Genomic DNA, 12,448 nt, shown 5'->3' on the forward strand with positions numbered 1-12,448 from the left:
CGGCTAGGTGTTGACAGCCCCCTGGGTGCTACATAGAATGCGCCCCACTTCTGACGCAGAGTGAAGCCATAAGGCGCCAGGCAATGCCGATGAAGTGAATCTGGGTCCCCTTCGTCTAGAGGCCTAGGACACCGCCCTTTCACGGCGGTAACAGGGGTTCGACTCCCCTAGGGGACGCCACTGCGGGAATAGCTCAGTTGGTAGAGCGCAACCTTGCCAAGGTTGAGGTCGCCGGTTCGAATCCGGTTTCCCGCTCCAATTGATGACAAAGCGGTTCCCAATGTCACCGGGTCCAGGAAGGTACTGTTCGCAGTTGTACCTGAACTATGTGGCAGCTCTCGGCGAAGGTCGGGATGCTAGTTTTTGTCCCCATCGTCTAGAGGCCTAGGACACCGCCCTTTCACGGCGGTAACAGGGGTTCGACTCCCCTTGGGGATGCCAAACAGGGCCCGGCAGCGCTGCTGCCGGGCCGGCTCAAACTGCGGGAATAGCTCAGTTGGTAGAGCGCAACCTTGCCAAGGTTGAGGTCGCCGGTTCGAACCCGGTTTCCCGCTCCAGATAAAAAAGCCGCTCAAGTCAGCGGCTTTTTTATTGCTCGTTGAACTGGCGCAGTCCCCGCGCAAGCATGCCCACCGCTTCCCCCTGGTGCCTTGCCGGGTTAATAGTCACTACCTGAGGGCCTGTTCACACTAACTGAGATAGCCCTGCTGCCACTGGTTTTGTGGCCTGCAAGGCAGGAATTGCGCAGTGTGGTGGGTCCACATAAGCAATTTCTAACACCGCAGGGCGCGAAACCAGGAGCAGCCCTTCGGGTTGTGTCGGAAAAGGCGCCACTCTTCGTTGCTCGTCGCTCATTTGGAACAACCAAACCGCGCTCCTCTTGCCTCGATTGGCACCTTTTCTGTCACAACAGGGCCAACTCCGTTAGTGTGAACAGGCCCTAACAATATGCCCTGGGCTAAGCTGCTGCGTTGAGTTGACTCAGGTCAACCGTTGCTTGGCGGTGGACCTGCCGGTGGGGGTATACAGCCAGTGTTCGAGACGGCTAGCGTGGCCGACGTACAAGGGCGCGGTGGCTTGCGCTGGTCCGCTTGCAATCATCGACATAAGCGCGTTGAATAGGCGCCCCCGTTCCCAGGAGGTGGTAATGACCGCGGCGCTTTCCATCAGCAATCTCGAGAAAACATACGACAATGGCTTCAGGGCGCTGAATGGAATCAGTTTCGAGGTAAAACCCGGAGACTTCTTTGCCCTACTGGGACCCAATGGTGCCGGTAAATCCACCACCATTGGGATTATCTGTTCCCTGGTGCGCAAGACCGCCGGCAGCGTCGCCATTTTCGGCGTCGATATCGACCGGGATTTCGCTCGCGCCAAGCAGCTGCTGGGCGTGGTGCCGCAGGAATTCAATTTCAGCCAGTTCGAGAAAGTCTTCGACATCGTCTGTACCCAGGGCGGCTTTTACGGTATGTCCCGTAAACTGGCGCAGGAGCGCACAAAAAAATACCTGCAGCAACTGGGCCTGTGGGAAAAGCGTGATACCCAGGCACGTATGTTGTCCGGGGGCATGAAGCGCCGGCTGATGATTGCCCGGGCGCTGATCCATGAACCCAAGCTGTTGATCCTGGACGAACCCACCGCCGGTGTGGATATCGAGTTGCGCCGCTCCATGTGGGCTTTCCTGCAGGAGATCAACGCCGGGGGCACTACCATTATCCTCACCACCCACTATCTGGAAGAGGCGGAGAGCCTCTGCCGAAATATCGCCATCATCGACCGGGGGGACATTGTCGAGAATACCTCCATCAAGTCGCTGTTGAAGACCCTGAGCCGGGAGACCTTTATTCTGGATATCCGCGATGCCATGCCCACCTGTCCGGACCTGGGGGGCTTCGAGGGCTGGTTGAAGGATGAGCACTGTCTCGAGGTGACAGTGGCGAAAGGGCAGTCCCTGAACGACCTGTTTACCCGCCTGGGAGAGCAGGGTGTGGCGGTGGTCAGTATGCGCAACCGGGCCAACCGCCTGGAGGAACTGTTTGTTTCGCTGCTGGCGGAAGATAGGACGGGGGAATAGGACCATGCGGACTCTGGCTATCTGGACTTCCTTTTGCACTATTCTGCGCCGCGAAGTGCGCCGGTTTATGCGTATCTGGCCGCAGACGCTGGTGCCGCCGGTGATTACCATGTCCTTGTATTTTGTCATCTTTGGCTCGCTGATCGGCAGGCGCATCGGCGAGATGGGTGGCTTCAGTTATATGGAATTCGTGGTACCGGGGCTGATCATGATGGCGGTGATCACCAATTCCTACTCCAATGTCGCCTCCTCGTTTTACAGCGCAAAATTTCAGCGCAACGTGGAGGAGTTACTGGTCTCGCCCACGCCCAACTGGGTGATCATGGCGGGCTATGTGCTCGGCGGTGTTTCGCGGGGCCTGATAGTGGGTTGTGTCGTCACCCTGATAGCGCTTTCCTTTACCAACCTCCAGGTGCAGCACCTGGGCCTGACCATCGCGATTGTCTTCCTGGCAGCGATATTGTTTTCCCTGGCGGGGTTTATCAATGCGATGTTTGCCAACAGTTTTGATGATATTTCGATTATTCCGACATTTGTGCTGACGCCCCTGACCTATCTCGGTGGTGTGTTTTACTCTATCGACATGCTGTCGCCCTTTTGGCAGGGGCTATCCAAACTCAATCCGGTTTTGTATATGGTGAATGCCTTTCGCTACGGTGTACTGGGCGTTTCTGACATCAATGTGGCCTGGGCGTTTGCCGGTGTGTCGGCGTGTATCGCCGGCGTATTCGCCTGGGGATTGCACCTGATGCGTCACGGCAGGCGGTTGCGCAACTGACGGTTAGCGTTATGGACAGAGATGACTGGCAAAAGCTGCCGCTGGGCAGGGAAACCAGCTACGAGGCCAGCTACAATCCGCAGCTGTTGTGCCCATTGGAGAGGCAGGTTTCCCGCGCACTTTTGCGGGTCCGCGATGATGAGCTGCCGTTTTTTGGTGTGGACGAATGGTGGGGCTTCGAGCTTTCCTGGCTGAATCCCAAGGGGCTGCCCCAAGTGGCCGTGGGACGTTTCACTTTTCCGGCCGAGAGCCCGTCGATGGTGGAGTCCAAGTCCTTCAAGCTGTACCTCAACTCCTTCAACCAGACCCAGTTCGACTCTGCCCGGGTGGTGCAGGACATATTGGTAAGGGATCTGAGTACTGCCTGCGGCGCCGACGTGGGTGTGGCCCTGTTCGGCGTTGAGGACGCCACACTGGCCGTGCATCAGCCCCGGGGTTGTTGCCTGGATACGCTGGATATCGAAACCCGTCGATACCAACCGGATGCGGCCCTGTTGAAGCTTGAGCAGTCGCGCGGGGAAGTGGAAGAAACCCTATACAGCCACCTGCTGCGCAGCAATTGTCCGGTTACCGGGCAACCCGACTGGGCGACTGTCAGTATCAGCTACAGGGGGCCGGCGTTGCAACGCGAAAGCCTCCTCGCCTATATCGTCTCGTTCCGCGACCACCAGGACTTTCACGAACACTGTGTAGAGAGGATTTTCTGTGACCTGCAGGGACTGGCGGAATTTGACCATCTGACCGTCTGCGCACGCTACACCCGTCGCGGTGGTTTGGACATCAACCCCCTGCGCAGTACGCTACCGGATGCGCAACTGCCGCCGCGTTACGGACGCCAATAGGCCGGCCCCCGCTGCGGAAGTCCTTGCTCTATCGAAAAGGTGGGAATTGGTGGCTGCGCTGTTTTTCCGGCACATCCGTGAGCAGCGGAAACCGGATCAGATAATGACTTTGCTTTTGAGGGTCTTGAGGGCTTTTTCCAGGGACTGGACCACCTTGTCCTTGTCATAGTTGCGGATCTTGTCCAGGTCCATATGCATGGAGAATCCGGGGGCGTGATCCTCCACATAGCTCTGCTGTCCACCGAGGTTTTTGCGCAAGTCGGCGACCTGATACACCTTTACCGGATTGCTGAAGCCTTTTACGTTGATAAAACCTTTGTCCCGGCACATCACCGAGTGTTTGGTCAGTGCCCAGGTCTCGTGGCTGATCAGGATTTCACCCGGGTCAGCCGCACCTTCCAGGCGCGCGGCCAGATTGACGTGAGTGCCCATCACCGTATAAGACTGGTGGTTGGCCGTACCGAAAATCCCCACAGTGCAATAGCCGGTATTGATCCCGATCCGAACCTGAAGAGGACGGGAGATACCTTTGCTGTACCATTCCTGCTTCATTTCACTGACGCGCTTGCGCATGGCCAGGGCCATGGCGACACAGCGCAACGCATCGGACTTGCCGCCTTTGCTCTGGTCGTCGCCGAACACCACCATCACCGCATCCCCGATAAACTTATCGATGGTGCCGCCATACTGACCTGCGATGCGGGCCATCTCTGACAGATAGCTGTTGAGCAGATCGGTCAGAGTCTCCGCTTCCAGCTCTTCGCTCAGCTGGCTGAAATCCTTGATGTCGGAAAAGAAAACCGTCAGCAGCTTGCGTTCCGTGACAAGCTGGTTCTCTTGTCCCGTGGTGACTGCCCGCCACAGGCGTTGCGGCAGGTATTTGGACAGTTTATAGGTGCGCAACTTCCCCACCCGGTGCTCCTCCGCCAGCTCCAGGTTCACCCTTTTCAGTTCGGCCATCTGTTTGTAGTTGCGAAATGCGTAAGCGCAGAAATAGGTAAACACGCCAATCAGGCTGGCGGCACTGATAGTCAGGTCCGCATTCACCACCAGCGCCGGCCGGTGAATCAGGTAACCGGCCCCGACACCCAGCAACAGACCTGTATTGTGCTCAAACCAGCTGCGCCCGCCGCCCATGGTCAGGGCGTTGAACTGCACCATGGTGATGAACAGCAGGGTGGGCAACAGCGTGAAGTTGGCCAGCGCAATGGCGACGCCGATAAGTGTGGCGTCGCAGAATGAGAGCCAGCGCTGCATCTTCGCATGGCTCTCCTCGGTGCGGCGCACGGAGAGGCGGTAGGCCACGAAGATATAGATCAGCAACACCGCGGCTGTGCCCAGGGTGAGCAGTTTGTCCGCGTCCCAGGGCATCGACCAATTGACGGTATTGATCAGGGTCCCGGCTGCGGCAAAGCAGATCAGGGAGCGGAAATAGATGGGGTAGCGAGAGTGATCGTTGCGCCCGCGAACTTCCCCAGGCTGGTCGTCCTGCATTGATTGTTATTTATCCGGTTGTGCAGATAGTGTGCTGTTTGCCGGTACTGGCCTCACAGGTCATCCGATCCGTCGCCGGGTCTCTGGTCGCTGCACCCGGCAGTGGGTAAGTGTAACGCCCCGTACCGAATTATGTGAAGCCTGTATTGTCTTTGGATGACTTGAGCCCGGGAGTCATCGGCGGAGGTCGGTTTGTTAGCGGGCTGTTGAAAAAGGAGTTTTCATGGGCCCGCTTCCCCAACAGGGGTGTTCCGGTCGCAAATGAAGCGTGTAGCTGCCTGATTTGAAGGGGAGGGCTTGCGGAACTGCGCTGCAAAGACGGGCTGAGAAAAGCCAGGGAGGGCTTTCTCAACAACCTGTTAGAATCCGCCAACGAATCACAGTTGGGAGAAATTGATGGATGCCCTGACCGCTTTGCATGACCGTGTTTCCATTGGCCTGCTGACCGAGCCGGGCCCGTCAGAGGAACAGCGGCACAACATCTTTCGCGCCGCCCTGCGGGCTGCCGACCACGCTAATCTGCGCCCCTGGCGTTTTATGCTGGTAGAGGGCACGGCCAGGGAGCGGCTCGGTGAGATACTGTTGCAGGCCAGCACTCAGGCGAGTGAGGAACCGCTGACAGAGCAGCAGCAGGGGAGAATTCTGGCCATGCCGCTGCGGGCGCCATTGATCCTGGTGGCGATTACCCGTCTGTGTGAACACCCCAAGGTTCCCCACCGGGAGCAGCATATGTCCACTGCCGGCGCGGTGCAGGCCATGCTCACCGCCGCCTTTGCCCAGGGCGTCGGCGCCTACTGGCGTACCGGGGCGCTGGCCTCCAGTCCCCTGGTCACCGCGGGACTGAACCTGGCGGAGAACGAGCGAATCGATGGCTTTATCTACTGTGGAACCCCGCAGAAGCCTCCCCGCAGGGCGCCGGCTCTGGAGGTGGGCGACTTTTTCAGCCACTGGGACCCTCGCTGATCCCGGCCGCCCCTGGCGCTGTCCTTTATCGCCGTCCGGGCTTGCGCCGCGGCTTCTGTTTGTGTAGAGTGCGCCCTCGCTGGGCAGGGCTATGTTGCTGATTGGCAAGGTAATTTTACCCGGTGACAAGCAGCTGCATTAGACATCGACTGGCTCCTCGCGAGAGGACCCGGAATCCGGCCAAGGCTGGACAGGTGTACGAGCCGGCAGCGGCAATCAATATGGGTGAGGTGTCCGAGTGGTCGAAGGAGCACGCCTGGAAAGTGTGTATGTCGAAAGGCATCGAGGGTTCGAATCCCTCCCTCACCGCCATCTAATTGTCCGGTAAAGTCCGGGACCATCCAAAAGGCCGCTAACCATAAGGGTTTGCGGCTTTTTTTGTTCTATAGCCGTTGACAAAAGACTTGTAAAATCCAGCCGTTTTAGGAACACTGTTGGGAACACCGCTTCGGCACCTCCAACCCTGGTGTTCCCAAAATGGCCAAACAAGCAAAACCGCTGACAAATACAGAGATCAAACAGGCCAAGCCAAAAGACAAGGAATACAACCTTGTTGATGGTGACGGTTTAAAGCTCCGGATTAAACCTAACGGCTCAAAACTGTGGCTGTTCAACTACTACAAGCCCCATACCAAGCAGCGGGTTAACATCGGCTTTGGTGTTTAATCCCTCAAGAATGGTTCTTAGTGCCGTTGTTCGTTATTAATGAAGTGGTTGAGAAAATTGTCGACGGAACGATAAGTTCCTACCGGTACAACTTTGAATCTGCCAAGCTGACTGAAGCATCGGAATAGCGAAAAGAAAATGCTCCGGGGAACGGAATCCATATGAGAATTAAGAAGATTCAAAAAATAACAGGCCTCGGCATATTCAAGGATTTTTCCTGGAATGACAATCTTCCCGAATTCGCAGATTTCAATCTCGTCTATGGCTGGAATTACAGCGGGAAAACAACCCTTTCACGTATTTTCGATGGTCTGGGAAAGCCGGAACTGATTCCTCAGCTTGATGGCACATTTGAAGTGCTGGATAGTGAAGATAACACCCTTCGTTCTGCAAACGTCACCGACCCTCAGAATTGCAAAGTCTTCAACCGAGATTTTATCGAGCGGAATTTTCGGCAAGAACATAATGCCCCAGCGGTTTTTATTGTCGGTGACGATGCAGCCAAGATTCGTGATCGAATTTCCACACTAGAAGCCAGAAGGGGCAGCGTAGCTAGGGCTGTTACAAAATACGCAGGAGAGAAAACTGCTTGGGAACACCGAGTCAATGATGGTTTAAAGCGTGATGCTGCACGTAGCATCGGAGAGCTGGTATCAGAGCGAACATTTAGGCGTCCTGACCTGGATAGAATACTTGAACAGATTAAGGGTTCTCTAGATGATCATCTTCTCAGTGAAGCTGAATTTGATGCGTTAAAAGCCACTGCAAGCAGCAGCGATGAGTTCGGAGAACAGAACAGCTTCACGATTCCCAATATTGATCTCCCAGCATTAGTTGAAGAAGTCGGTAACTTGATCGGCCAAACAGCTTCAAACAATGCAATCGAAAGGCTGAAAGATGATGCTAACCTTGAAGCTTGGGTTAGAACTGGTCGCAACCTTCACTCACCAGGGGATGAGTGCGCTTTTTGTGGCAACAGGATTGAGGATGAACGCTTCGAGCAGTTGCAAGGACATTTTTCGATAGAATACGAGGCGCTTGTTAAGGCTGTGCAGGACAAGACCGCCGCATTACGAACGATGGAAATCAAGGCTGTATTGCCTGATAGTGGACAGCTCATTCATTCGGTACGCGAAGAGTACTCTGAGGTTATATCTCCAATTTCAGCTTTTATTAAAAGTGCCAATAGGCTTACCCCGCTGTTAATCGATGCACTGGAAGGTAAGGTTTCGAGTATTGAGTCTGAACAGGAACTACCTCAAGCAGTTTCTGACGCTCTTGCGAGTGTCACTGTATATAAGTATATCGACAAGCATAAAGAGATTGATGATCTACTAAAGATTCACAACGAGAAGATCGGTGACATGGAAGCTACAAAACAGGATGCCAACAGCAAGCTGAAAAAGCATTCTGCCGCCCGATTCTATCTTGACAACAACATCGCCGACGAAGAGAGAAAGTATGCTGGGATCAAAGCTAATCAATCCAGAGCGGCTGCAACTCGAACGGCCATTAATGCCCAGATTGAAGAAAAAGAAGATGAGATTAAGGAGCATTCGGTAGCGGTGGCAAGGCTCAATGAGCTTATTGCGATACTGTTAACGGGCAGCAATATCAGTGCAGTGCAGCTTAGCGAAGCTGAATTTGAATTTAGACGTGGTACAGAGCAAGCAGTCAACTTGAGTGATGGTGAGCGAACGGCTATTGCTTTCTCGTACTTTCTCTTAACTCTGGAAGATGGTGGTAACGAACTGGGCAACACTCTGGTCTTTGTGGATGATCCAATATCTAGCCTGGATTCAAATCACATCTATGCGGTTTATGCCCTGATAATTGACAGACTAAAGGGCCAGTGCAAACAGCTATTCGTTTCAACACACAACTATGAATTTCTTAACCTGCTGAAAGACGAAACTCTCAACAACAAGAGAAATTTCAAGGCGGGTTTCGCTGGTTTTCTGGCTCAACGCGCGCATGACGACCAGGGAGAGCCATTTGCAGAACTGATCGAAATGCCGAAGGCGTTGAGGAAATTCAAGTCTGAATATCAGTTCCTGTTTTCACTGCTTCATCAACTGGTGGTTTCGAATGATACTACACTGCATGAAGCCTACACATCTCCAACAGTGTTGAGGAAATTCCTAGAAACGTACCTAGGTTTCAGGAAACCAGTAGCTGGAAGATGGTCGGACAAGCTTGATTTGTTATTTGATGTTGAGGCAGAGCGTACGGAAGTGGCGAAGTTTGCTGACGATGCCTCTCACTTGCAGAGTCTTAAGCAGGCTGTCGAACATAGTGAATTCATAGCTTCCGCAAAGGGAATTGTGAAGAAGGTGATGGATTCTTTGGAGCATAAAGATAATGCTCACTATGAAGGACTGAAGACCGCCATTGAGGATTGATCATGAGGGATAAGAGATTGTCGGATTTGACCGAGAAGGAGCTCTTACAACTCCAGGCGTCAGTTATTGATGAACTGAAAGCTCGTGGCGTTGTCAGGACAAAAAACAACCCCTGGGTGACTACACTGAATGGTTGGTGGCGAAAGCACTGGATTTAGAACTAGCCACGAACTCGGCTGCTGGCTACGATGCCACAGATGCCGATGGAATTCGATATCAAATCAAGGGGCGTCGTGTCACTCCTGAAAATCAGTCACGGCAGTTGAGCGCCATTCGTAATCTGGGTGAAAATGACTTCGACTTGCTCGCAGCCGTAGTTTTTGATGAAAAATATTCAATCATCGATGCCGTTATCATTCCGCATGAACTCGTTGGCGAATATGCCTCCTACCGGAAGCATGTGAATGCCCACATCCTTCATTTGCGCGAAGCAATTTTGGAAGATTCTAGGGTGAGCGATTTTCGAGATCGGATAATTCTCTGAACAAGTTTGATTGCAATAACCTGTTGGAGTAAAACCTTCTTTAAGCATTATGCAGCTCACCAAAACCGATTTCATCCAATTTTTAAACTGCTCAAAATCCCTCTGGCTTCTGAAGAAAGACCCGGATTATTTTCCTCATGGTGAATTTTCTACCTTCATGCAGAAGCTTGTTCGTGAAGGCTACGAGGTTGAGCTGTATGTACGTCAATTCTTTGAGAATGCCGATGGCCGCAATATAAGTTTCCAAACGGAATTCACGACTGACGAAGGCTTGTATGCCCGTTTAGACGCATTTGAAAATATGGGCGATGGAACCACCGCTCTTTATGAGATAAAGTCATCAACCAGCGTTAAGACTGATAGCAAGCATAACCACCTTAAGGACGCTTGCTTCCAGAAGATTTGTGCCGACCGCGCAGGTCAGAAAATTGACCGCGTATTTCTGATTCATGTGAATGGTGACTACATTCGAGATGGTGATATCGACCCTGGCGATATGCTTGTCTTCGCCGACATTACCGAAGCCGTCAATGAGATAGTGGCAGAGACCAGTTCAGAGATCGATGCCGCACTCGCATTTCTTGAGGCCGATCATGATATGGCCGGTTGCTCATGCGCTGAGAAAACGCGTGCAAACCAATGTGATACCTTCTCGGTATTTAATACTGATGTTCCCACACCGTCTATAGTTTGCCGAGGTTGCGGGCGAATAAAATACGCGAGCTTAGGTCAATGGGTGTTGTCGAGCTCCAGGACGTTCCTGAGGATTACTCGTTGTCGGACAATCAGCGTCTTGTTGTTGACTCGGCTAAAGTCGGTGGGCCTCTGGTAGATAAAGCGGCTATCAGTAATTTTCTATCTGATCTAACATTCCCGCTTTATTTTTTCGACTATGAAACTTTTTCCTCCGCCGTGCCACTGCTTGACGGCACCAGCCCACATCAACACTTTCCCGTACAGTATTCGTTGCATACCTTAGATAGCAACGGATCGTTAGATCACAAAGAGTACCTGGAGCGTGAGGCCCGATTACCTGATCGCTTGGTCGAGCAGATGCAGGAAGACATCGACCCCAACGGCAGTATCGTTTCCTGGCATAGGTCGTTTGAGCAATCGCGCAATCGAGAGCTTGCCGAGCGTTATCCAGAAAAAGCAGCTTTTCTAAACGACCTCAACGACCGAATGGTGGATCTGGAAGACATCTTCAAGTCCGATTACGTTGATGCCCGGTTTGACGGTTCTACGTCGATTAAAAAAGTGCTGCCTGTTGTTTGCCCTCATCTCGATTACAAGGAACTCGAAGTTCAGGACGGAGCTTCAGCAATGGAAGCCTGGCAACAAATGGTCAATGCGAAGCCTGAGGAGGCAGAGAAAATCGCGAATGACCTACTGAAATATTGCGAACGCGACACGTTTGCTATGGTTGAAATCTACCGCTTTCTGGTCGGATTGACCAGTTAGTCAGGCATTGGTCGCATTCCAAACTGCCCACTTACATCGAATTGATGGAGGATAAGCGGTGAATTTGTAGTTTAGGAACACTGTAAGGAACACCGGAATATAACTACTTTTATAAAACGTATAATTATCAATGGCTTATAGATTCTGTTCTACTTCCTCCCTCTTAATATAATTTCCTGACTTATAAGAAATTTAGTTCCTTAGTCTCCCATTTGGTCCCCCACTTGGCTGTTAGCGGCACTGTGGTTCGTTTCTCACATTTTCACCAAACTGAATAGCGAGCAGCAGTGGCCGTATCATGGATACCTGTGAAAAAGGCTCGGTCCAAAGTGTGGCTGCAAGGCTGCGCCAAACCGATCCACTGGCCTACAACTGAGGCATGGACGCCTATGCACCCGCCGCACGATTTAAAGAATGGACCGCACTCCTTCTCTACCTAACACATCGCCGAAAAAGCCCTCCCTGGCTTTTCTCAACAGGGGTTTGCGGCACATGTCCGCAAACCCTCCACGACAAATCAAGCAGTTACATGCTTGATTTGCGACCCGAACACCCCTGTTGGGGGACTGCAGGCCCATGAAAACTCCTTTTTCAACAGCCTGCTAATGACAGAATTTGACCAACGGGGCGAACCGCACAATAGAACCCAGGTCAGCAAGTAGGCACTCTTCTACATCAACGCCTGAGCGCTTCGGAATATGAATGGCCAACTTATCAGCCTAAATCAAGCGCGTACTATCCTGGGGTGCGGTAAAGCGGAATAGGACCATGAGTGACTAAGGCGCTGGAAGCGATTTCAATGCCGCCTGGACCCTCTCTCACAAGGGCGCCTAGGCCCGGTGGCCGAGTTCGTGGAGGGTTATTGGAGGAGTTGTCAAAACATGGATTGACAAGTTTGTCCCAGGGAGGTATACAAATCTAGCACGCGGTTTTTGCGCATTGCAGAAAAATGACCCGCCAAATGGCGGGCTTTTTTATGCATGAAGCTACGATACAAAAGGCTTTGTAAATGGCTGTCCCGGCATAGGAATAACGCTGCATTTCGCGCAGAATAGTGAGTGTCGGAGTCATAGTGCGATAGACCGTAGAACCGCACTATGGAGTGAATCTCAAGAGGCGCAAACAGGTTGATGCCACCTTTGGCTGGTGTAAGCAGTATGGTGAGTTGCTTGACTCGTTTTGTTACTGTGGCCACACAATCTCTTGGGGATGCGGAATATGTCGGATGGCTTTTAGCGCAGGTTGGGAAATTTTTAGAGATCCCTTTAAATGGAACTTTTTGTT

At 52.7% G+C, this 12,448-nt stretch carries 11 protein-coding genes and 5 tRNA genes; 14 read left to right on the top strand and 2 right to left on the bottom strand.

All coding sequences use genetic code 11. From position 1 onward, the window contains the following. The first annotated feature begins 104 nt into the window (after positions 1–104). The 7 genes from ABVT36_RS04645 to queF all read left to right on the top strand — a co-directional run bounded on the left by ABVT36_RS04645 (position 105) and on the right by queF (position 3,694). Positions 105–180 (top strand) — tRNA-Glu (locus ABVT36_RS04645). Between the two features lie 2 nt (positions 181–182). Next, positions 183–258, top strand: a tRNA-Gly gene (locus tag ABVT36_RS04650). A 107-nt stretch (positions 259–365) separates the two neighbouring features. Beyond that, positions 366–441: transfer RNA gene (locus ABVT36_RS04655), tRNA-Glu, on the top strand. 40 nt (positions 442–481) lie between these two features. Next, a tRNA-Gly gene (locus ABVT36_RS04660) sits at positions 482–557 on the top strand. Positions 558–1,147: 590 nt separating this feature from the next. After that, on the top strand, positions 1,148–2,074 hold the full coding sequence (locus tag ABVT36_RS04665; RefSeq protein ID WP_367150905.1) for an ABC transporter ATP-binding protein: 927 nt from the start codon (positions 1,148–1,150) through the stop codon (positions 2,072–2,074). Between the two features lie 4 nt (positions 2,075–2,078). Beyond that, complete coding sequence (locus ABVT36_RS04670; protein ID WP_367150906.1) at positions 2,079–2,852, top strand: ABC transporter permease; 774 nt, start codon at positions 2,079–2,081, stop codon at positions 2,850–2,852. Positions 2,853–2,863: 11 nt separating this feature from the next. Continuing rightward, the gene (gene queF, locus ABVT36_RS04675; RefSeq protein ID WP_368455497.1) at positions 2,864–3,694 is read left to right on the top strand and encodes an NADPH-dependent 7-cyano-7-deazaguanine reductase QueF; all 831 of its coding nucleotides are present in this window, start codon (positions 2,864–2,866) and stop codon (positions 3,692–3,694) included. 96 nt (positions 3,695–3,790) lie between these two features. On the opposite strand, the gene ABVT36_RS04680 is transcribed toward queF, so the two are convergent. Next, positions 3,791–5,188: an adenylate/guanylate cyclase domain-containing protein gene (locus ABVT36_RS04680; RefSeq protein ID WP_368455498.1), complete on the bottom strand. Its 1,398-nt coding sequence runs from the start codon at positions 5,186–5,188 to the stop codon at positions 3,791–3,793. Between the two features lie 396 nt (positions 5,189–5,584). Here ABVT36_RS04680 and ABVT36_RS04685 point away from each other — a divergent pair, with 396 nt between their 5' ends. The 7 genes from ABVT36_RS04685 (at position 5,585) to ABVT36_RS04715 (ending at position 11,164) form a co-directional block, all read left to right on the top strand. Then, a complete protein-coding gene (locus tag ABVT36_RS04685; RefSeq protein WP_368455499.1) occupies positions 5,585–6,151 on the top strand; it encodes a nitroreductase family protein in 567 nt (188 codons plus the stop codon). Between the two features lie 224 nt (positions 6,152–6,375). Continuing rightward, positions 6,376–6,463, top strand: a tRNA-Ser gene (locus ABVT36_RS04690). Positions 6,464–6,628: 165 nt separating this feature from the next. After that, the gene (locus tag ABVT36_RS04695) at positions 6,629–6,817 is read left to right on the top strand and encodes an integrase arm-type DNA-binding domain-containing protein (RefSeq protein ID WP_368455500.1); all 189 of its coding nucleotides are present in this window, start codon (positions 6,629–6,631) and stop codon (positions 6,815–6,817) included. 161 nt (positions 6,818–6,978) lie between these two features. Beyond that, complete coding sequence (locus ABVT36_RS04700; protein WP_368455501.1) at positions 6,979–9,219, top strand: AAA family ATPase; 2,241 nt, start codon at positions 6,979–6,981, stop codon at positions 9,217–9,219. Between the two features lie 136 nt (positions 9,220–9,355). Further along, entirely contained in the window at positions 9,356–9,703 is a 348-nt protein-coding gene (locus ABVT36_RS04705) for a hypothetical protein (RefSeq protein WP_368455503.1), read from the top strand. A 49-nt stretch (positions 9,704–9,752) separates the two neighbouring features. Further along, positions 9,753–10,535 carry a hypothetical protein gene (locus ABVT36_RS04710; protein WP_368455504.1) on the top strand — a complete coding sequence of 261 codons (783 nt, stop codon included), beginning with the start codon at positions 9,753–9,755 and terminating at the stop codon, positions 10,533–10,535. Further along, the gene (locus ABVT36_RS04715; protein ID WP_368455505.1) at positions 10,478–11,164 is read left to right on the top strand and encodes a DUF2779 domain-containing protein; all 687 of its coding nucleotides are present in this window, start codon (positions 10,478–10,480) and stop codon (positions 11,162–11,164) included. The genes ABVT36_RS04710 and ABVT36_RS04715 overlap by 58 nt, the downstream gene beginning before the upstream one ends. Positions 11,165–12,038: 874 nt before the next feature. Here ABVT36_RS04715 and ABVT36_RS04720 read toward each other — a convergent pair. Beyond that, a complete protein-coding gene (locus ABVT36_RS04720; protein ID WP_368455506.1) occupies positions 12,039–12,359 on the bottom strand; it encodes a hypothetical protein in 321 nt (106 codons plus the stop codon). Between the last annotated feature and the right edge of the window lie 89 nt (positions 12,360–12,448).

Source organism: Microbulbifer sp. TYP-18 (assembly GCF_040932045.1).
Lineage (GTDB): Bacteria > Pseudomonadota > Gammaproteobacteria > Pseudomonadales > Cellvibrionaceae > Microbulbifer.